The sequence below is a fragment of the Corynebacterium sp. 401_CJEI genome, assembly GCF_001076435.1.
In the GTDB taxonomy this organism is placed as follows: Bacteria; Actinomycetota; Actinomycetes; order Mycobacteriales; family Mycobacteriaceae; genus Corynebacterium; species Corynebacterium jeikeium_D.
In genome coordinates, this window is sequence record NZ_JVIP01000018.1 from 119,108 (window position 1) to 140,509 (window position 21,402).

Below are 21,402 nucleotides of genomic sequence, written 5' to 3' on the forward strand. Positions count from 1 at the left end.
TCATGCGCCAGACCTATGAATCCTCGTTAGCACCGGATGGGAGTGCAATCGCCTTTATTGTCCGCGATAGCGGCTACCCGCGTGCGGTACAGCAGGAGATTACTCCGGAGGGGCTAGGTGTGGAGCGCCCCGTGAAACTGCCGGTGGAAGGCCCGGTTACCAGGGTGCTGCACTCCCCGGATGGAAAGTGGATCGCCTGTGAGGTCTCTCCGTACGGTACGGAGCGACTGCAGACCTGGCTGGTATCCACCGACCCGGAGGTCGACGGTGCCCGCCCCCTGCGTATGGATGCGGATATGCGCGCCACACTGGTGGAATGGGATAACGATCTCCTAGCGATGAACGCGGTCGATGCCCAGGGCATTAACTATGCGCGTTTGGTCAACCCGACGAACTCAAAGTATGAGGTCATTGACAAACGCACTGACAGCCAGCTGGTAGCGGCTGAAGGCGGGTTTGGCCTCGTGCGGGTGGGGCCGCGAGGCCACCGTGAGCTACTGCTGGTCGGGCCGGGGCAGCAGTGGCAGCCGCTGTTGCCGTCCGATCCCGGCTCCACCACAGATGCCGGTGTCTTATTGGCGCATCCGGGGCAGGAGAAGCTGACCGCATTCGTACTCTCAGATCATGGCGCGGAACAGCGTCGCATCCTGCGCCTGGGGATTACTCCCGATAGCGGTATCAGCACTACTGAGCCGCGCACAGCGGAATCGACCGCAGCGGAGATTTTGGATATGAAGATCGGCATCGAAGTTGATGTCGAGGAGTTCATTGGCAATCCGGATCAAGACGTCGAAGAATTCGTCATTAGTGAGGATTCCTCCACTGCGGCGGTGCTGTGGAATAGCGGTGGGGTCAGCACGCTTGAGGTGCTTACCCTTGGCCTTCACCCGCAGACTGACGACATGCGGGTGATGGTGCGCCGCAATGTGGAATTGCCGGGCATGGTTGCGCGCGAGCTGTCAATCTCCGGTGACGGTGAGCTGATCTCCCTGACAGTAGAAGGGCCAGGCCTTGCGCCAACGGTGGAGATTCTGCGCAATATCGGTGGTGTCATTGAGCCATTGGACATGGAACGCACCGAACGGATTTTGGCTCTGGAAGAGAAGAATCTGGAGACCATGCCGGCTCCAGAGCTGGTCTACTTTGTCTCCCGCGATGGGTTGGAACTGTCTGGCTGGCTCTACCTTCCGGAGTCGGTGCGCAATAGTTCTAATGACGTTTCCGGAAACGCACTACCGCCGGCTTTCATCCACATCCACGGCGGACCAGAACTGCAGGCGAAACCCATCCACCACGATGTTCTAGCCAGCATTGTGGAGGCGGGCTTCGTGGTGTTCACTCCTAATGTGCGCGGTTCCTCAGGGTCCGGTAGGTCATTCGAGCACGCGGGCGACCGCTATGGGCGCTTTGCCGCTATTGCGGATATCGCAGCGGCGCGTTCCTTCCTCGTTGATGCCGGGTTGGCGGACCCAGAACGCATTGCTCTGGGCGGGCGATCCTACGGTGGCTTCATGTCGCTGTTGGCCTCGGCATGGTACCCGGATCAGTTTGCGGTCATCGTCGATGCCTGCGGAATGACAAGTTTTGAAACCTACTACCAATCCACCGAGCCTTGGTTGGCGCAGGCCGCGTTCCCCCGATACGGCTACCCGTACCAGGATGCTGAGCTCCTGCGCGATATCTCACCGCTGCACCGTGCGGAGGAAATGAAGGCTCCAACCCTATTCATTCACGGCGAGTGGGATACCAACGTGCCTCCGCGAGAGTCTGGTCAGATGCGCAACGCCATGGACGCCTACGGTGTGCCCACCGATTTTCTAGTGGTCGAGGGAGAGGGCCATAAGTTCTCGAAGCCGAGGAGCCGAGCGCTAATCGGTGAGACCATCATCGCGTTTTTCACCGAGCACGGTGTGTGCGATGCGGCGCCTGCCACGACAGCGGCAGCAGAAACCAACAGCGAGCAGTAATAGAAGCAGCGGAAAAGAACTGACGGAAGAAATGAATAGCGCCACGACCGAGCCAACGAACTCCACAGACTGGATTACGAGCCACACCTGCCACGTGCTTTTTGACCGGCCTGTCATCCCACCGAACACCGGAAACGCTATCCGCATGTGTGCGGGCTCTGGAGCTATGCTGCATCTGGCCAAGCCATTGGGGTTCAACTTCGATGACAAGAATCTGCGTCGCGCCGGGCTGGATTACCATGACCTGGCCGATGTGCGTATTCACGATTCCATCGATCAAGCGTTGGAGGCCTTTGCCAGCCAAGGGTGCCGCATCTTTGCCTTTACCGCACACGCTGACACGTGGCACACAGATATTGAGTACACGAACACCGATGTACTGCTCTTTGGTCCAGAGCCAACCGGGTTGGAACAGTCAGTGCTCGATGATCCGCGAATTACACAATTAATCCGAATTCCGATGCTGCCAGCTCGTCGCAGCATGAATCTTTCCAACGCCGCAGCAGTGGCTGCTTATGAAGTCTGGCGTCAGCAGGGCTTTATGGGCGGTAAATAGGGGCAAGGCGAGAGCGGCTACGAGGCGTTTCTGGGCATTATTCGCTCCTGTGCCTAAGATAAATGCCATGGCAGCGACAAAGCTTGATGGCAAACTCTACCGAGACGAAATCTTTGAAGACCTGGAAAAGCGCGTTGAGCGTTTAAAGGAAGCCGGCTACACCCCGGGGCTGGCCACCGTGTTGGTTGGTGATGATCCAGGCAGCCACTCTTACGTCAAGATGAAGCATCGCGACTGTGAGCAGATTAGTATCGCCTCTATCCGCCGTGACCTTCCGGCTGACACCACGCAGGAAGAACTCGAGGCAGTAATCACCGAGCTGAACGAAAGCCCGGAGTGCACAGGCTACATTGTTCAGTTGCCACTGCCGAAGCACCTGGATGAAAACCGTATTCTGGGGCTCATCGATCCGGAGAAGGATGCCGATGGCCTCCACCCGGTAAACCTGGGCAAGCTGGTCCTCAACGAGCCAGCACCACTGCCGTGTACCCCAAACGGCTGTATCCACCTGCTGCGACGCTTCGGCGTCGAGCTCAACGGTGCCAAGGTTGTTGTTATCGGCCGCGGTGTCACCGTTGGTCGCCCAATCGGCCTGATGCTCACTCGCCGCAGCGAGAACTCCACCGTGACGCTATGTCACACCGGCACCAAGGACTTGGCCGCTGAAACCCGTCAGGCTGATGTCATCATCGCCGCTGCTGGTGTCGCTCATATGCTGACTGCAGACATGGTCAAGCCTGGAGCTGCTGTACTCGACGTGGGAGTTTCGCGTGTCGACGGCAAGCTGGCCGGTGACGTTGCTGATGACGTCTGGGACATTGCCGGTTACGTATCCCCGAACCCAGGTGGTGTCGGCCCACTGACTCGCGCTTTCCTCGTACGCAATGTCGTCGAGCGCGCTGAAAAGCTCGCTGGCCTGGCCTAGCCAGCCAGGAGGAACAAGTCGTGTCGAAAAGGGAAATTGCGCAGCGTGCCCGGCGGGAAGACCTGCCGGATCCAATGCTGAACCCGCACAGCCCGAAGACCCCGCCGCCGGGGGCATCGTGGCCAATGTGGGTGCAGTATACGATTTACGGCGCGCTCTTTTTCGGCATGTCCGCCTTCGTTGTGTTCCTGGGTCTGGAGCGGTGGCGACGCGCCACATTCATGCTGGGAAGCACAATGATGCTGCTCGGTGTGGCTAGGCAGTACCTGCCGGACAGCATTTTAGGTGTGTTCTCTGTGCGATCCCGGGCCTTTGACCTATGGTTTTGCTCCATAATCGGGATGGGAATCGTATTCCTCGCAGTCAGCGTGGATGCGCTGGGAAGCTAGCTGGCATTAGCTGACATCGCGAGCAAGGAAATTACGCACAATCGAATCCACTCGCTCAAACTCCGTCAAGAATCCGTCGTGACCCACGGCGGATTCAATCTTTTCTAGCCCCATGCAGTTGCCCAGATTGCGGGCGAGGTGCTCCTGCTGGTGGAAAGGGTAGAGAATGTCCGTGTCCACACCGGCAACCATGGTCGGCACGGTTGACGAGTGCAGTGCCTCGTTGAGGCCACCGCGACCACGGCCAATATTGTGCCGATTCAAGGTATCGGTGAGCACGACATACGAGCCGGCATCGAAACGCTGAGCCAGCTTCTTCGCCTGATGATCCAAGTAGCTTTCTACCTGGAAGCGATCTTCCGTGCGCATCGCGCCCAGCGGATCCTCACCGGGCTGCGCTGCCGCGCCAAAGCGGTCATCCATCTCCAGCTCGCCACGGTACGTCAAATGCGCGACCCTGCGTGCAAAACCCAGACCTCGGGCCGGAGTCACACCGCGGTCGTAGTAGTCGCCGCCATGCCAATCGGGATCGGACTCAATGAATTGAATCTGCGCAGACTGAATACCAATCTGCCAAGCAGACGCACGTGCGCCGACACACATCACCAATGCCTTGCCGACGAAATCCGGGTGCATCAGTGACCACTCAAGCGCTCGGGCCCCACCCAAGGAGCCGCCAATGACAGCTTGGAGGCGGGAAATTCCCAGTTCTTGCAGCGCCAGGTGCTCCACCGTCACCGTGTCGCGCACGGAGATTGCGGGGAAGCGAGAGCCCCAGGGCTTGCCGTCGTCCGGATGTGGACTGGAAGGGCCGGTTGTACCGCGACAGCCACCGATGACGTTGGTGCAGATAATGCAGTACTCGTCGGTATCCAGGGCGCGGGCAGAGCCAATCATCCCGTTCCACCAACCCGCAGTCGGGTGGTACTCATCCGAGGGGCCGGAAGCGTGGGCGTCGCCGGTTAGAGCGTGCTCGAGGAGGATGACATTCGAGCAGTCGTCGTTAAGCCGGCCCCAGCGTTCGAACTCGACAGTGACGTCGGGGATGACCGCGCCAGCCTCGGTTGTGACATCGCCGATAAAGACACGCCCCGGTTCGCCCTCGGGTGCGAGGGCGGCCGGGGTAGATGGGGAAAAGCTCATGCCTTATAGACTACTTAGTCCGTTCTGTGTCTGTGTACAAACGGTCTACGCGAGTGCTGCGAAGCCGCCCTCGAGATCGGCGATGATGTCATCGATGTTCTCGATACCGACAGAGAGGCGAACGGTGGCCTGGGAAATGCCGGCGCGGATCAGACCCTCCTCATCGGACTGGGAGTGAGTGGTGGTGGCCGGGTGGACAACCAGCGAGCGGACATCACCGATGTTGGCGACGTTGGAGTGCAGCTTCAGAGCGTCAATGAACTTCCACGCCTTGGCGGTGTCGGCATCCTTCAGGTCGAAGGAGAGCACGCCGCTGGCGCCGGAAAGGTCCAGCTTGTTCAGGGTCTCGTACCACGGGGAGCTCGGCAGTCCAGCGTAGTTGACCTTGGCGACCAGCGGGTGGTTCTCGAGGAACTCAGCGACAGCCTTGGCGTTCTCATTGTGGCGCTCGATGCGCAGAGCCAGGGTGTCGAGGCCCTGAGCCAGAACCCAAGCGTTGAACGGAGCCGGGGCAGCGCCGGTGTCGCGGAGAATGCCAGCGCGAGCACGCAGTGCGAAGGCCGGGGCGCCCAGGTCGGCGAACTTCAGGCCGTGGTAAGCCTCGTCGGCCTCGGTGAAGTTCGGGAAGATGGAACGGCCGTTGCGGGTCTGAGTCCAGTCGAACTTGCCGCCGTCGACGATGACACCGCCAAGGGAGGAGCCGTTACCAGTCAGGAACTTGGTGGTGGAGGAAACCACGACGTCAGCACCGTGCTCGAGCGGGCGCAGCAGGGCCGGGGTCGGAACCGTGTTGTCGACAATCAGCGGAACGTTGTTGCGGTGTGCAACCTCGGCGATGGCCGGGATATCGAGGACGTCGATCTGAGGGTTGGCGATGGACTCACCGTAGAAACCGACGGTGTTGTCCTGAACTGCTGCCTGCCAGGACTCCGGGTCATCCGGGTTCTCGACGAAAGTGCAGTCGATGCCAAGGCGCGGCAGGGTGACCTTGAACAGGGTCTCAGTACCGCCGTAGAGGCGTGGCGAAACGACGAAGTGGTCGCCTGCACGAGCCAGGGTGAGGACAGCAGCGGTCTCAGCTGCCTGGCCGGAGGAGAACAGTACGGCAGCGACGCCGCCTTCGAGGCTGGCGATGCGCTGCTCGACGGCATCCACAGTCGGGTTGGTCAGGCGGGAGTAAATCGGGCCTGCATCCGAGAGGTTGAAGCGGTTGGCAGCGTGCTCAGCGGAATCGAAGACGTAGGAGGAGGTGTTGTAAATCGGCAGGTTGCGCGCGGAGGTCTGTGCGTCCGGAGCGAAGCCGGCGTGAATAGCGCGAGTGGACAGGCCCCAGTTGGCGGCGTTGCTGTTGTCGTACTTGGTGGTCATTTCAGATACTTCCTTGCGGTTTTTTGAGGTCGTTCAAAACGTTGCTTACAAACAATAGTGAACCAAGCTGTCTATTGCAAAGTTTTGGAAAAACCCAAGGTAAGAGGGTGTGTGTATCTGTGTCGAGAGTGCTATAGCCCGCTTAGTACGGATTGGTTTGATTAGTTCTGGGGCGTGGTCGGTTGTGGGGGGTGGAGGCTGCTGTATATGGGGGCGTGGGTGGCGCGTGGTGGGTGGTGGGTGGTGCGTGGCGAGTGGTGTTCGACGGGTGGCGGTTTGCCGAAGGAGTTAGTGCCTACCTTTATGACAGTTTGAAGGCAATTTTTTGGACAAAAGTGTCATAAAGGTAGTCAGTAACTCATGGGGTGAGGCACTGCGGTGCCGGGGCATCGGGCACTGCGGTGCCGAGTGTCGGGGCGAGCCAAACAGGGGACTGAGTATGGGCGAAGGGTACCGTAAAGCGCCGAAAAGCACTGGATACTGTCAAGACCGTTAAGGAAGTCAGGGCATAGAAAAAGCCCCTCGCGCCATGTGCATCAAATGCAACATGAGCGAGGGGCTATCGCCCGAAACCGGCGGTCAGCCTAGGTCGGCCTAGGCCAGCCTGGGCCAACCAGGCCAACCAGGCCAGCCAGGAGCAAGCAGCTAGTCCTACTTCTTCAGACCGTCGATGATCTCGTTGAACTCAGCGGACGGACGCATAACTGCGGAGGTCTTCTCATCGTCCGGCAGGAAGTAGCCACCCAGATCAGCTGGGGAACCCTGAGCATCAATCAGGGTCTTGGCGATGGACTCTTCCTTCTCCGTGAGAGCCTTAGCGACCGGTGCGAAAACTTCCTTCAGCTCGGAGTTCTCGTCCTGCTTGGCCAGCTCCTGTGCCCAGTAGAGAGCCAGGTAGAAGTGGGAGCCGCGGTTGTCGATTTCGCCAGCCTTGCGGGACGGCGACTTGCCCTCGTCGAGTAGGGTAGCGGTTGCCTTATCCAGGGCCTCAGCCAGGACGCGTGGACGTGGGTCGTCGTCATGCTCAGCGGCGTAGCGCAGGGACTCGGCCAGTGCCAGGAACTCACCCAGGGAGTCCCAGCGCAGGTGGTTTTCTTCCTGAACCTGCTGGACGTGCTTCGGTGCGGAACCGCCTGCGCCGGTCTCGAACAGGCCGCCCCCGGCCATCAGCGGCACGACCGACAGCATCTTGGCGGAGGTGCCCAGCTCCATGATCGGGAACAGGTCGGTGAGGTAGTCACGCAGAACGTTACCGGTTACGGAAATGGTGTTCTCGCCGCGGCGGATGCGCTCGAGGGAGAACTTGGTAGCGGACACCGGATCCATGATGCGGATATCCAGACCCTCGGTGTCGTGGTCTGCCAGGTACTCGTTGACCTTGCTGATCAGGTTGTTGTCGTGCGCACGCTGCGGGTCCAGCCAGAACACTGCAGGGTCGCCAGTGATACGAGCGCGGTTAACGGCCAGCTTCACCCAGTCGCGGATTGGGGCGTCCTTGGTCTGGCAGGAGCGCCAGATGTCACCCTCGGCGACGTGGTGCTCAATCAGAACCTCGCCAGCGGAGTTGATGACCTGCAGGACACCGTCAACCGGAATCTGGAAAGTCTTGTCGTGGGAGCCGTACTCCTCAGCCTTTTGAGCCATCAGGCCGACGTTCGGGACAGAGCCCATGGTGGCCGGGTCGAAAGCGCCATTGGCGCGGCAGTCCTCGATAACAGCCTGGTAGACGCCTGCGTAGGAAGAGTCCGGGATGACTGCGAGGGTGTCGCGCTCCTCACCGTCCGGGCCCCAGCCCTTGCCGCCGTTGCGGATTAGTGCAGGCATGGAGGCGTCAACGATGACGTCAGACGGAACGTGGAGGTTGGTGATGCCCTTATCGGAGTTGACCATGTAAAGGGCCGGACCTTCCTTCAGGTCCTTCTCGATAGCGGACTTGACGGCCGCCGCAGTAGCGTCGTCAAGCTTGTGCAGACCATCGAGCATGGCGCCCAGGCCGTTGTCCGGAGTCAGGTTGGCGGCAGCCAGCTTGGACTCGAACTTCGGGAAAACAGATGGCAGGAAGGCCTTGACAACCTCGCCGAAGATCAGCGGGTCGGAGACCTTCATCATGGTGGCCTTCAGGTGCACGGAGAACAGGATGTTCTCGCGCCGTGCGCGGCGAATCTGAGCGCGCAGGAAGTTGTCCAGGATGTGGACGTTCATGCCCGTGCCGTCAATAATCTCGCCCTTGAGGACCGGCATGTCCTTCTTCAGGGTGATGATCTGGCCGTCGTTAGCCTCGAGCTGGTAGGTCAGCTTGTCATCTTCCGGCATGACAACGGACTTCTCGTTGTGGCGGAAGTCGTTGGAGGCCATGGTGGCGACGTTGGTCTTGGAGTCTGCAGACCAAGCGCCCATGCGGTGCGGGTGCTTGCGGGCGTAGTTCTTCACCGGCTCCGGAGCGCGGCGGTCGGAGTTGCCCTCACGCAGTACCGGGTTAACGGCAGAGCCCTTGACCTTGTCGAACTTGGCGCGGTCGGCGGTCTCCTCGTCGCCTTCCGGCTGCGACTTGTACTTCGGAATGTCATAGCCCTTTTCCTGCAGCTCTGCGACAGCGCGCTTAATCTGCGGGACGGATGCAGAGATATTCGGCAGCTTGATGATGTTGGCGTCCGGCTCCTTGACCAGCTTGCCCAGGGCTGCCAGCGCATCCTCTACCTTCTGTTCGTCCGAAAGACGCTCCGGGAACTGAGCCAGAATGCGGCCTGCGAGGGAGATGTCGCGGGTTTCAACATTGACACCAGCCTGGCTTGCAAATGCCTCCACGATTGGCTTCAGCGAGTAGCTCGCCAGCAGAGGGGCTTCGTCAGTACGGGTCCAAATAATTGTCGCCATAATTCATGTCTCCTATCTGTTTTGTTCCACGATAACCCAGTTTTGAATCTTGGGTTGTGTCGGGGCATAGCGCAAAAACAGTGATAGTGATATGAATAACGCAATTATGTGAGGTAAGTCACGAAATGCGCAATTATTTGTCGCTTATTCGCCGCTTTTCATTCCATTTTTCGCTTTACGACGGCCCCCGCGCTCAAACCCTTCAAATACGAAAAACCGCGCTGGGGTGTCGTGCACGCCGGCGCGGTTGTTCAGGGCAGCCTATTTAGTTCTGTGTATTGTTCGGAGGATTGTTCTGGCCGAACTGGTAGCCCTGAGTGTTCTGAGACTGTGGGTACTGCGGAGCATAGCCCTGCCCCGGGGCCGACTGGGTAGTCCTGACCAGTTTCTGGCCGCGGAACCATGCGCGCATGTCCTTGAGGAACATAAGAACGCAAGCCGCGATCAGCATGGCACCTGCGAGGAAGAGGACTACATCCACCCAGGAGCTCAAGAACAGGAGGGGGATGATGGTCATAGCCAACGCCAGTGGTGCCACGGTGACGCAGAAAAAGATTGGTGCCGTCGAGTCTTCACCGCGGAGGATGGAGTGAATCCAGTATGCGGTCAAGGTGACAAGCATCATTCCCATCAGTAAGAGGACTGGAACAAGAACGAGGGCGGCTGCAGCGCCCATAATGTAGCCGATGTCATCCCAAGAATCACCCAACGATGACTCTAGGCTGCCGAGATCGTTGGCGCCCTGGATGCCGAGCGTGATTGCGTACAGAACTGCGATGATGCCAATCAGAGTTGAAAAACCGACCAAGCCGGTAGTGATTCGGGGGATGAGTGGCATGCGCTGCCACATGTTCTGCAGTGTGGCGTTTGCAGGCAGCGGTGGTACATCCGTGGTCACCGTGGTGGTTACTGTCGCAGGACTGGTTTGAGTGGGGGCGGACCACTGTGCTTGCTGGGTTTGCGTCTGGAACGAGGATTCCTGCGCAGTGGGTACCGGGCGATTTGCCAGCCCGCGCAGCGTCGCAATGGTGATGGTGGCGTTCTCATCGGCCAGCAAAGCGTCGTATTCGCGACGACGTCCCTCATCGCCAAGCACTTGCAGCGCAGTGAGCTTCTCCTGGAACTCGCCGGAGTACTCCGAGACGCCAGCATCTCGCAGTTCGGAGAGTTGATTAGAAAGATTTGCATGGAGCTCTTCGGTGCTGGCTGCGCTATCCAGCGTCAGAGACTCGTAGAGGTTATAGCGGTCGCCCATAGTGGATCAAGATCCTATCGGTATTGCAGTTCGAAATATCTTTTAAAACAATTTACCTGGTAGCTATTACGGCAGCATCGAAGACCCGGAGCGCTCGATGGGTAGGAAGTCCGTGGCGCTCGAAGGGAATTCGTAGTCCTCGGCAAACAATGCCGATTACAAAATGCATTGGGAAGAACTTGAGTGAGCGACTTCCACTAATGGCCGCAGATGTTATTCCGCGCACAAATACCCGGGGAACAGGCGGATTAAATAGCGAAATTTTTGTGTTGCGGAGTAGAGTCTCATTTTTCCCTTGCGGCTCCCCTCACGGTTTTGCGAGCCCGTCTTGGGTCGAAAGTCGAGGGGAACTGAGAGTCCACCAACTGGCGTAAGAAGAGAAAAGGAGACGGTCGCAATGACGTCGTCAAGCGAAGTAACAACCCACAACGACGACCACAAACCGCGTGCGCGTCGTGCGGGAGCGTTTAGCTCGCATCGCCGTCCTGTTCCGGTGCAGGACGACATCTCTGATCTACGCCGAATCTTGGTGATTGTGGCTCTGTCGGTCGGTGCATTCGGCATCGGCGTTACCGAGTTTGTGGCCATGGGCCTGCTGCCTTACATCGCTGATGCCTTCGGACGTGATGAGGATGCCGCAGGGCGCATGATTTCGATGTACGCACTCGGTGTTGTCGTGGGCGCACCCCTAATTACCGTGCTGACCGGCTCGATTCCGCGCAGGCGCATGCTCCTGCTGCTGATGGCGGCATTTACCATCGGCAATGGTGCCACGGTTTGGGCAGGCACACTGGGCTCTTTCGAAGCGGTCATGGTCTCGCGCTTCATCGCCGGTCTGCCGCACGGCGCGTATTTCTCGGTGGCGGCGCTGGTGGCTGCCTCCCTGGCTAAGCCGGGACAGCGCGGCAAGATGGTGGCTCTGTCGGGCGTGGGGTTGTCGGTGGCGACTGTGATTGGTGTGCCGGCCGCGCAGGTGCTGGGACAGATTTACGGTTGGCGCAGCGCCTTCGCGTTTGTCGCGGTCATCGGGCTGATTGCATTTGTTTCGCTGTGGTTCGCCGTGCCGCATATGAACCGCATGCCGAAGACACGTCCGATGGATGAGCTCTCGGCTCTGGTGACACCGCAGGTGCTGCTGACCGTCGCAATCGGCACCGTTGGTTTCGGCGGCATGTTCGCGGTTTACACCTACATCACCTGGACTATGACTCGCGAAGCGGGCATGAGCGAAAACCACATCTGGATTGTGCTGATGGCCTACGGCATCGGCATGGTTGTCGGTACTTACATCGGTGGCTGGCTCTCCGACCGCATCGGGGAGTGGGGCATCATGGTTGCGCTGGTGCTGATGGTAATCATGCTCAGCGTCTTCTACTTCACCTCACAGAATGCTGTGCTGGGCACGATCAACTTCCTCCTTATCGGTCTGCTGGGATCGGTATTGGTGCCAAATCTGCAGACCCGTCTGATGGATGTCGCCGGTCGCGCACAGACGCTGGCGGCAGCTCTCAACCAGGCCGCATTGAACATGGCCAACGCCTTTGGAGCGGCGCTCGGTGGTTGGGTCATTGCGTCCGGTTATGGCTACCGCGCACCGGCTTTGGGCGGCGCGACGTTGGCGATGTTGGCTATCTTCATCGCTCTGCCGACCATTGTTCTTTACCGCCGCTCACAGGCGAAGAAGGCTGAGCGCATCGAACTGCGCTAGGGGTCTTCAAGGCGTAGTGCACGCATAGGTAACGTATGAGGGCATGAGCCTTACAATCGCGACAATCAATGTCAACGGCATCCGCGCCGCCGTCAAGGAGCGCAGCGAAACCAACCTGGGATTGCTGGAGTGGTTGAAGCACACCAGTTCCGATGTCGTTTTGTTGCAGGAAGTCCGCGCCACCGACGACCAGGCACGCAAGGCCCTCGCGCCCGCTTTCGATGCCGGATGGCATTGGGTCGGCGCTGAAAACCTGGGTGCAAAGGGGCGCGCCGGCGTGGGCATTCTCTCGCGCTTTCCGCTTAACGACGTCCAGGTGGGCATCGGCTCCGAGGAGTTCGAAGAATCCGGTCGGTTTATCAGTGGTATTGCCCCGGCAGCGGACACCGGCCTGGATGTGGATGTCCAGATTGCCAGCCTCTACCTGCCCTCTGGTGCTGCCCTGAGCGAGAAGCAGGATGAGAAGTACCGCTTCCTCGATGCCTTCTCCGACTACCTGGCGGAACTGGGTGCCAAGGGGCGCGACGGTCACCACGCAGTCATCGGCGGCGACTGGAACATCTGCCACCGCGAACAGGATTTGAAGAACTGGAAGACCAACCGCCGCAAGAGCGGTTTCCTACCGCAGGAGCGTGCCTGGATGGACTCGGTCTTCGGCTGCTGGCCCGATGAGGTTCCCCAGGATTCGCAGGTTCAGGCCAGCGAAAAGGAGCTGGAATCCGGTGCCTTCTCCGATGGTTCTGTGTGGGAGGCCCCGAAGCTCAATGCAGATCCGGTGTGGTTTGATGTCACTCGCCGTCTGCACCCAGAGGCCGACGGTCCTTGGTCCTGGTGGACCTACCGCGGTAAGGCGTTCGATACCGATGCCGGCTGGCGGATCGACTACCAGGCGGTAACCGAACCAATGCTCAAGCGTGCTGTCAGCTCGGTAGTGGATAAGCCTGCCGCCTACGACCTTCGCTGGACGGACCACGCGCCGGTGATCGTGGAGTACGCCTAAACCCGGCATACGCCTAACCCCGAGCGGACTAGTGTGCTCTGAGGTCAGCGAACTCTGGGATTATCTCAGGCTCGGGAGCAGTTACGAGATGCCGGTTCTGCCGCAACATCGAGGCGATGCCGTCAACGATGGCGTCGGCCCATTTGTCCTGCATAGCGGGGTCGGCCAAATCGCGGGTGAGTTTTTCAGCGCCCACCGCTCCCAGCGATAGCGCAATTGTCGGCGCATGTGGCCGCGAACTCTGGTTCACCGCCACTGCCGGCGCCAGGCCGGTGCGAAACTCGGTTGGCACCCCGTTTGTGCTGTAACTGCTGTGCGGATTGAAACCTCGGTACACCATTCCGTCGCGCACACCCGCCGCCAACTGCCAATCGGCAGGAGCATCGTCCTCAGGTTCGAGAGACTTCACCACAGCGGATACCGAAAAGCCACGATCGCCGATGTTATCCCCAGAAAGAGTCTGGCCCTCTGATGAGCGACCGACGATTACGGTGGCTGCGCTCGCCGTGTCGTCGGCAAGCGAATGCGCGCCAACGATTGCGCCGCGCTGACGGAGCTTGTCGCTGGCGCGTTGCACGATGCTGTCGATGTGAGCGGAAGTATCCCCACTCAAACGCAGCGCGCGAGGCAGGTCGGCGTTGATAGCCTCGATGGCCTCGCGGCGAGAGTCGACGGTGATGCGCGCGCCGGCGAGCGGATCGACAGCCTCGTCGGGGGAGGGGACGATTGGCTGGCGCGGAGGCATCCACAGCGGATTGGGGCGCGCCGGGCGGTGTGGGGAACTGTTGACAACAGCGTGCAACTCTTCAGGTGAAAACATCTTGTTGACCGCGAAAATCATCACCGAACTGTCGTGATACACAGGCGTGAGCCCCGGCGCGTGCCATGCCCAGGAACGCATCGACAGCGCCTCCGTGCCATCCGTGTTCACACCCGGCGGGGAACTAATGATGTAGTGCACTCCCAATTTCTTCGCCATGGCATCGAACTCTGGATGTGAGCCCAGCAGGTCAACGTTTATCGGCAGCTTGTTGCTCGCCTCGGCAGTTTTGTCGGAGAAGGAGAAATGGCGGAACAGGGTCGGCAGTCCGGCGATGGCATACATCCACGCAGAACCGTCACGACGGTCATTGAGAATATGCCCCTCAAACGCATGCGGCTGTGCGGACAGCCAATCAATAGCTTCCATGTCCGCAGCGGTCACAAACGTGCTTCCGAAACTCTGGCGAATTGCCTCGCGCTGAGCAGGCCCACTCGCCCAGGTCGCAGGCACAATCGCCAGTGCCGCTACGAGCCCCATCGCCAGCGCAGGATTCCACGACTTAGTCGGCTGATCTCGCTTTGCGACGATCCACTGCGCCACAGCCACAATCGCGACAACGGCAGCCGCGACTGCGTAGCCGACCAGCACTGCGCGCAGAATTCCCATAACCGCCTGCATGCGGTACGGCATGTCGTAGAAGAAAGTGCCAATAAACTTCAGATAGGTGCCGAACGGCTCAGACCAACGGGACTGCGCACTATCGGACACCACAAAGAGCAGCCCGAAAACCAGTGCCGGCCACGGAGCCCATGGGCTGTCTGGCAGGCGAGAGACAAGCGCCACCACCAGGCCGATGAGCACAAGAACCAGAACAGTCCGGGAAAAGATGGGCTCGTCAGCATAGCGGGAAAACCCAATCAGAGTTCGCCACAGTGATTCGGAGCGGGAAATCTCAATTTGGCCGGTAAAGCCCGCAACGGATTCGCCTTGCCCCCTCGCGGACAAAGCTGCCGGGAGAGTCATCACCAGGGCGAGCGCGCCGATAACTAGCGTGCGAACTAGGCCACTGACGCTCGGTTGGGTAATCAACCACAAGCCAACAAAGAGCACGGCAGCAATTGCGCCGGCCGGGTGGGTGATAAACGTGCCGACCAGGGCAAGCGCAGCGGGGACAATATAGCCCCGCATGGTCAAAGCCGCAGCAATCGGCAAAGCGGCCACCGCGAGCAGATACGGCATGGAGGAGGTGCGCCAAAGGGCCACCCAAATCTCCGGAAGCATCAGCGTCGCGACGGCAGCTGCGGGACCGGCATAGGCCGCCCACTTAGGACCAACTGCGGTGCGGGCTAGCACCGCAGTTGCTGCGGGAACAAGCAGCGCCGGGGCCAAGAACGCAAACACGTTGGAATCGAGGAAGACCGAGCCGGGCAGCAGCCCCGCCATGGCATGCCAGCCGGTGGGGTAGAACATTTCGGCCCCGGTCTCCTGATTCATCAGGTCACCGGCCGCGGTGGGCGAGGCTATTGCATGCTCGTCAATGAACCGGAGGAAGTTGGTATGCCAGAGCATGTCCCAGGCTTCGCGGATAGCGCCGGGGCCGCCAGGGACGTCGTTAAGCACGAGCATGGCGCGCATCGAGCCGACTACCGTAACTCCGACGACAATCATCGCGGTGACAACGCCGGAATCGAAGCCGTCTTCGGGCGTTGCTCGGGGGACGAATCTGCGCACCAGATAGCCAATAGCACAGAACCATGCCCACATGCCGGCCACGAAGAGCCAGGTGTAATCCAGCCCGAGCGCGTGAGACAACCATGCGGAAAAACCGGTCACACCCAGCATTAATGGGCCGGCAGATGCCAACGCGAGCGTGGGACGTAGCCCACTGGCCCAACCGAGAACTGCGCCTGGGACCAGCAGGATGAAGACGGCAACCGCAATGGCAGCGAGCATGGGACTCCTGACGGATAAGAGAATTGAATTAGTCCAATAATACCTGTGGGTTAGTTCGGCACTTGGGACGCGAGCGCCTAAGATTTGAAGAAGGACTGATGGGACTTCAGCCGCTGTAAAACCCAAGCGCGAATCTGCGCGGGACTTGAAGCGAGCTCGGTGCGGACCAGGAAAGGAGAGGACATCCCCAGTGAAAAACGGCGAGAGCGATAACAAGCGGCACCAGATGGCCGATTTGGAAGCCATCGCACGGAGTCTGCAGAACGACCCTGGCACTGCTGTCAATGTCCCAGTGGTCGTGACTTCCGGTGTCATTGTTGCGTTTATCGTGCTGTCTTTTGCCTACGCGTGGCCACTGTGGATTTCCCTCGGACTCATTGTTCTGCTGGGAGCCGTGATGGTCGTGTCCTACACCCGTAGGCCACCCGTAGCCCCGCTCGAGTTGACCCAGGGGGAGCGTGAGCGTGTTCGCCGTGTTCTCTCTGAACACGGCATTCGCCCAGCGATCACGTTGGTGCGCGCACTGTACCCCGAGGAATCGCCAGCCGCTGCGGCGCGCACCGTCAAATTGCTATCCGATCGAATGCTTGTGGAGCAGGGGGACGAGGGGCGTCGGGGCTAGCTTTTGGCAGTCGGTTTCCTGCAAAAGCCCGTGGTGTTGTCGAAACGGGTACGTCGTCGACTCTCAACTGCGGGCCTCGCGCTAGACTTATTGGCTATGAGTGAAAGCAAGGGTCCTGAGGCAACTAATCCTGCACCGAGTGCTCGTAAGCAGCGCGTTCTGTCCGGCATTCAGCCGACCGCAGATTCCTACCACCTGGGCAACTACCTGGGTGCATTGAAGAACTGGATTAATCTGCAGGATGACTTCGACGCTTACTACTTCATTCCAGACCTGCACGCCATCACTGTCGAGCAGAATCCGAAGGAGCTGCGTCAGCGCACTATCGCAGGTGCCGCACAGCTGATTGCACTCGGTATTGATCCGGAGAAGTCGGTCCTCTTCGTGCAGTCGCATGTGCCCGAGCACGCGGAGCTCGGATGGGTGTTGACCTGCTTGACTGGCTTTGGTGAAGCCAGCCGTATGACGCAGTTCAAGGACAAGTCCTCTCGTCAGGGCGCGGAACATACCTCCGCTGGTTTGTTCGCGTACCCCATGTTGATGGCTGCCGACATCTTGCTCTACCGCCCACAGCTGGTGCCGGTGGGGGAGGATCAGCGCCAGCACCTCGAACTGACGCGTAACCTGGCGCAGCGCTTCAACTCCCGCTACAAGAAGACCTTCGTGGTGCCGGATCCACACATCATGGAAGGCTCCGCGAAAATTTACGACTTGCAGGATCCGACCTCGAAGATGAGCAAGTCGGGTGCAAATCCGAAGGGCATTATTAACCTCTTGGACGACCCGAAGGTCTCCGCCAAGCGCATTCGCTCGGCCGTTACCGACAATGACGGAGAGATCCGCTTCGACCGTGAGAACAAGCCGGGCGTTTCCAACCTGCTGGTCATTCAGTCGGCGTTGACCGACAAGCCTGTCGACGAGCTCGTTGCCGGCTACGAAGGCGCTGGCTACGGCCAGCTGAAGGCTGATACCGCAGATGCGCTGGAGGCATTCACCACGCCACTGCGTGCACGCTATGAGGAGCTCATGGCCGATCGTGGTGAGTTGGAACGGATCCTGGCCGAAGGCGCTGACCGTGCCCGTGAAGTTGCCGCCAAGACACTTGCAGATGTGTACGAGCGAGTCGGGTTCCTGAAGGCCGCCAACCGTTAATTCAGCTGTAGACTCTGCGCTTCAGTCTCCGTACCGAAAGCTGGCACGTTAAGGTAGGGGACATGGCAACCTCTACTCAAAAAGATCCGAAGAGAACGGACCGCTATGGCATCGAGCGTGTACACGCCGATGAACCGAGCGCAATCGACCGCCTCCGCGAAAAGTGGGCGTGGTTCGATCACGTTATGCGGATGCAGGAGCGCTACTCCGAGCAGGGCGGTAACTTTTTTGCCGCCGCTGTCACGTACTTCTCCGTGCTGTCGATTTTCCCCCTAATCATGACGGCATTTGCCATCCTCGCGCTTGTGCTGCGTGGCAATGAGCAGCTGCTTGAGCAAATCCAGTCCGCTATCACCGACTCCATCGATGGGTCAATGGGCGACACCATCAACGCAATTATTGAAGGCGCGATCGATCAGGCCGGTGGCGTTTTCACCGTCGGTTTCATTGCCACCCTGTGGTCGGGTCTTAGTTGGATGAGCAACCTCTCCAACGCAGTGACACAGCTGTGGAAGCGCCCGCTGGGCGCTAGCAACTTCGTGATGGGAAAGGTTCGCGACCTGCTGCGTCTGCTGGGCATGCTGGTTATGATCCTGCTGACCTTCGCTGTCACCGCGGCCGGCTCTTCCGGACTGACACAGTCCCTGCTGGACAAGATTGGTCTGGCCCATGTCCCGGGAATCACAATAATCGCAGGATTGATTGCCATCGCCATTGGTCTCGTCGCCAACTGGCTGCTGTTCTTCTGGATGCTCGCTTTCCTGCCGCGCGGGGGCGCCCCGTTCCGCTCTGCGGCAAAGGGTGCGATTATCGGTGCGATTGGCCTTGAGGTTGTCAAGCAGCTCGGTAGCGTTTTCTTCTCCAACGCCCTGTCGAACCCGGCCGGTGCAGTTTTCGGTCCGGTCATCGGTCTGATGGTCGTTTTCTACCTCATCTGGCGCATCACTATGTACGCCACTGCCTGGACCGCGACGACCGAAGAAGCGCTTGCCGACGAGGAGCTGGATGCACCCGCTCCTGCTGTCATTAACGTCCGTGCGGAAGCGGCCAATCCGTCCGGATTGAACCGCCTGCTCGGTTCGAAATAACTAACCGCGATTGCGTCTGCCGAAGCGGTAGGTGACCATCGCAATCAATGCGATGACACCTACGATGGCAGCGCTGACAGTAATTTTCAGCCCGGTTCCTGTTGACTCGTTGTCCAGGATATCGGGCAATTTTTCTACCAACGTATCCTCAGTCGCTTCCGCTTCGAGGACACCGACAGAGCTGTCCTGCGGTGCCGCGAAGCCGGCGTCGAGAAGCGATGCCGCCTGCTCCCAGGGGCGCGGTGAATCCTCCACAGTGACGTCGAGAACGATGACGCCGAGACGACGGCCATCGCGCTCAGCCACCCCAGCGAAGGTGTGACGGGCATCGTCGGTAAAACCAGTCTTGCCTCCAAGGGCGCCGGGGTAGTCCTGGGCAATCAGCTGATTGTCGTTGGCGATTTCGAAGTCATCGACCTCGAGAGCCTTGTCTCCGGGGATGGTGGCCAGGCGGGTGGCCGAGAGCTTGCGATAGGTCTCATTGTTGAATGCGTGCTGGAAGAACAGTGACATGTCGTATGCCGACGTCATCTGTCCCGGAGCATCGAGACCAGTCGGGTTGACCACTCGCGTATCCGTCGCCCCCAACTTCTTTGCCAGGGCATTGACCTTCTCTGTGGTCTTATCCATGCCACCAAGTTCGCGAGCCAAGGCGTGGCCGGTGTCGTTGCCGGAGTTAAGCAACAGACCAGTCAGGAGCGTTTCTACCGAGTAGTTCACGTCCTCGACGATGCCGACACGAGAGCCCTCCATGTTCGCGTCCTCGAAGGTCGCCTTGACTGGGGTGTCGAGCTTCAAATTCTCGATTGCCTCCATCGCCAGCAGCACCTTAATAATCGATGCCGGACGGTAGCGGCCGTGCGGGTCCTTCGCCGCAAGGACATCGCCGGATTTCAAATCGAACACCGTCCATGCAGAGGCGGAGAGGTCCTTCGGAACGTCAAACCCCTCACCGCTGACAATGCCGCAGGCGGACATCTTGCTACCTCCAGCCGGCTTTTGAGGAACCGGAAGTGGAGCGGGAGATGTTTCGCCGGGAGCCGGAACCTCAGAGGAATCCACTGGTGCTGGTGGAAAGGTCTTGTAGGGGCAGCCCTCCGTGTCACGGATATCAGGTGCGGGACCGACAATCGGGGCGTCGTCGGTAAGCGAGGTGCTCTGCGCCATGGCTGCGGGGGCGGTGCTCGGCAGAAGCAGAGCGCTGGTAGCTAGCAGCGTAACGGCAGATGAGAAGCGGCGAGAGGGAAACATGATGAGATAAGGGTAGTAAAACGTCACCCGAAATGACGTATTCGTCGTGTGTGGATGGGGGAAAACGGGGGAGCGGAAGCCTTTGTACAAAGCAGAATTACGATTCACCGGCAGTGAAGTAGAAGCGGAGGGCACAATACCGATAGTCTGGCCATTATGACTAATTCTTTGCACAGTGATGCTCAGTCTCTGGACACACAGTCTTCGGCATCGAATCTCGATGAGATGCGCAAGGTTGTCGCCAGCCTGCCCAAGGTACTGCTTCACGATCACCTCGATGGCGGCCTGCGCCCGCAGACCGTTATCGACCTGGCCGCGGACTGCGGTTACACCGATCAGTTGCCCACCACCGACGTGGATGAACTGGAGAAGTGGTTCATTGATACCGGCAACTCTGGCTCGTTGCCGAGCTACCTGACCGCCTTCGCGCACACCTGCGCCGTCATGCAGACCGCTGAGTCGCTGACGCGCGTGGCGCGTGAGGCCGTCGAGGATCTGGCCGCCGACAACGTCGTCTACGCTGAGCTGCGCCTGGCTCCGGAAAACCATTTGGAAAAGGGCCTGGATATGCAGGCTGTCATCGACGCGCTGGTCGAAGGCCTGGCGCAGGGTGAAGCCCATGCCGCCGCTGAGGGAAAGCACATCACCGCACGTCTGCTGGTCTGTGCGATGCGCCAGAATGACAATTCCAAGGAAGTCGCACAGCTGGTCATCGACAACTACGGGAAGAACTCCGACGGGTACGTTGTCGGTTTTGACATCGCTGGACCGGAAAACGGCTTCCCACCGGCTAACCATGCCGAAGCATTCACCATGCTGCGGGAAAACCTCATTCCGGTCACCATTCACGCAGGTGAAGACGCCGGTGTGGATTCGTTGCAGGACGCTGTCGTGCAAGGTGCTCGCCGCCTGGGTCACGGCGTGCGCATCTACGAGGACTTCGGTGCTTCCCTCGAGGGCATCGAATGCCAGGAGGTTGCCTCCGCTATTCGTGACCGCCAGATTCCGCTGGAAATCTGCCCGACCTCCAACGTTCAGACTGGTGTCTGTGACAGCGTTGCGGATCACCCGTTCTCGCTTCTCGACGATATGAGTTTCGCCTGCACGGTCAACACGGATAACCGTCTGATTGGTGCGACTTCCATGACCCGGGAGTGCATGGAGTTGGTGGAGAACTTCGGTTACGGCTACAGCGAGCTGTTCGAACTGACCTCGAATGCGCTAAACAATGCATTCGTGGATCTGCCGACCCGCGAGCACATCATGGACACCATTATTTACCCCGCTTACCTGCAGCTTATCGACAACAGCGACGAGGACATCGAAACTGATGTCAACGGTGCGGGTTTCGGTGCCGAAGATGAGCTGAACCTGACGCTGGACTAGCC

The 21,402-nt window shown here is 59.5% G+C and carries 16 protein-coding genes; 10 read left to right on the forward strand and 6 right to left on the reverse strand.

Annotated elements, in window-relative coordinates; translation table 11 throughout:
• Positions 1 to 2: 2 nt before the first annotated feature.
• From ADM64_RS04450 to ADM64_RS04465, 4 genes are all read left to right on the forward strand, one after another.
• On the forward strand, positions 3 to 1,967 hold the full coding sequence (locus tag ADM64_RS04450) for an alpha/beta hydrolase family protein (RefSeq protein WP_049193264.1): 1,965 nt from the start codon (positions 3 to 5) through the stop codon (positions 1,965 to 1,967).
• Positions 1,968 to 1,998: 31 nt separating this feature from the next.
• Positions 1,999 to 2,523 (forward strand): tRNA (cytidine(34)-2'-O)-methyltransferase, encoded by a 525-nt coding sequence (locus ADM64_RS04455; RefSeq protein ID WP_049193265.1) that lies wholly within the window; start codon positions 1,999 to 2,001, stop codon positions 2,521 to 2,523.
• A 67-nt stretch (positions 2,524 to 2,590) separates the two neighbouring features.
• Positions 2,591 to 3,448, forward strand: coding sequence for a bifunctional methylenetetrahydrofolate dehydrogenase/methenyltetrahydrofolate cyclohydrolase (locus tag ADM64_RS04460; protein WP_049193266.1), 858 nt, complete (start codon positions 2,591 to 2,593; stop codon positions 3,446 to 3,448).
• Between the two features lie 20 nt (positions 3,449 to 3,468).
• On the forward strand, positions 3,469 to 3,837 hold the full coding sequence (locus tag ADM64_RS04465; RefSeq protein WP_005510063.1) for a DUF3017 domain-containing protein: 369 nt from the start codon (positions 3,469 to 3,471) through the stop codon (positions 3,835 to 3,837).
• 6 nt (positions 3,838 to 3,843) lie between these two features.
• On the opposite strand, the gene metX is transcribed toward ADM64_RS04465, so the two are convergent.
• From metX to ADM64_RS04485, 4 genes are all read right to left on the reverse strand, one after another.
• Positions 3,844 to 4,980: a homoserine O-acetyltransferase MetX gene (gene metX, locus ADM64_RS04470; protein WP_049193267.1), complete on the reverse strand. Its 1,137-nt coding sequence runs from the start codon at positions 4,978 to 4,980 to the stop codon at positions 3,844 to 3,846.
• 45 nt (positions 4,981 to 5,025) lie between these two features.
• A complete protein-coding gene (locus tag ADM64_RS04475) occupies positions 5,026 to 6,348 on the reverse strand; it encodes an O-acetylhomoserine/O-acetylserine sulfhydrylase (protein ID WP_049193268.1) in 1,323 nt (440 codons plus the stop codon).
• Between the two features lie 651 nt (positions 6,349 to 6,999).
• A complete protein-coding gene (locus ADM64_RS04480) occupies positions 7,000 to 9,222 on the reverse strand; it encodes an NADP-dependent isocitrate dehydrogenase (RefSeq protein WP_049193270.1) in 2,223 nt (740 codons plus the stop codon).
• 265 nt (positions 9,223 to 9,487) lie between these two features.
• Positions 9,488 to 10,477: a hypothetical protein gene (locus ADM64_RS04485; protein WP_049193271.1), complete on the reverse strand. Its 990-nt coding sequence runs from the start codon at positions 10,475 to 10,477 to the stop codon at positions 9,488 to 9,490.
• Between the two features lie 397 nt (positions 10,478 to 10,874).
• Here ADM64_RS04485 and ADM64_RS04490 point away from each other — a divergent pair, with 397 nt between their 5' ends.
• Both ADM64_RS04490 and ADM64_RS04495 read left to right on the forward strand, forming a co-directional pair.
• Positions 10,875 to 12,185: an MFS transporter gene (locus tag ADM64_RS04490; RefSeq protein WP_016422141.1), complete on the forward strand. Its 1,311-nt coding sequence runs from the start codon at positions 10,875 to 10,877 to the stop codon at positions 12,183 to 12,185.
• A gap of 43 nt (positions 12,186 to 12,228) precedes the next feature.
• On the forward strand, positions 12,229 to 13,185 hold the full coding sequence (locus tag ADM64_RS04495) for an exodeoxyribonuclease III (protein WP_049171950.1): 957 nt from the start codon (positions 12,229 to 12,231) through the stop codon (positions 13,183 to 13,185).
• Between the two features lie 28 nt (positions 13,186 to 13,213).
• On the opposite strand, the gene ADM64_RS04500 is transcribed toward ADM64_RS04495, so the two are convergent.
• On the reverse strand, positions 13,214 to 15,901 hold the full coding sequence (locus ADM64_RS04500) for a DUF6541 family protein (RefSeq protein ID WP_049193272.1): 2,688 nt from the start codon (positions 15,899 to 15,901) through the stop codon (positions 13,214 to 13,216).
• Positions 15,902 to 16,091: 190 nt separating this feature from the next.
• Here ADM64_RS04500 and ADM64_RS04505 point away from each other — a divergent pair, with 190 nt between their 5' ends.
• The 3 genes from ADM64_RS04505 (at position 16,092) to ADM64_RS04515 (ending at position 18,763) form a co-directional block, all read left to right on the forward strand.
• Positions 16,092 to 16,523 (forward strand): hypothetical protein, encoded by a 432-nt coding sequence (locus ADM64_RS04505; RefSeq protein WP_016422144.1) that lies wholly within the window; start codon positions 16,092 to 16,094, stop codon positions 16,521 to 16,523.
• Between the two features lie 96 nt (positions 16,524 to 16,619).
• Positions 16,620 to 17,675 (forward strand): tryptophan--tRNA ligase, encoded by a 1,056-nt coding sequence (gene trpS, locus ADM64_RS04510; protein ID WP_049171954.1) that lies wholly within the window; start codon positions 16,620 to 16,622, stop codon positions 17,673 to 17,675.
• A 62-nt stretch (positions 17,676 to 17,737) separates the two neighbouring features.
• The gene (locus tag ADM64_RS04515; RefSeq protein WP_049193273.1) at positions 17,738 to 18,763 is read left to right on the forward strand and encodes a YhjD/YihY/BrkB family envelope integrity protein; all 1,026 of its coding nucleotides are present in this window, start codon (positions 17,738 to 17,740) and stop codon (positions 18,761 to 18,763) included.
• Here the strand turns inward: ADM64_RS04515 and ADM64_RS04520 are convergent, their stop codons facing one another.
• A complete protein-coding gene (locus ADM64_RS04520; RefSeq protein WP_193390810.1) occupies positions 18,764 to 20,014 on the reverse strand; it encodes a D-alanyl-D-alanine carboxypeptidase family protein in 1,251 nt (416 codons plus the stop codon). It lies immediately after the preceding gene.
• A gap of 156 nt (positions 20,015 to 20,170) precedes the next feature.
• Between ADM64_RS04520 and ADM64_RS04525 the strand changes: the two genes are divergently transcribed.
• Positions 20,171 to 21,400 carry an adenosine deaminase gene (locus ADM64_RS04525; RefSeq protein WP_016422148.1) on the forward strand — a complete coding sequence of 410 codons (1,230 nt, stop codon included), beginning with the start codon at positions 20,171 to 20,173 and terminating at the stop codon, positions 21,398 to 21,400.
• The last annotated feature ends 2 nt before the right edge of the window (positions 21,401 to 21,402 follow it).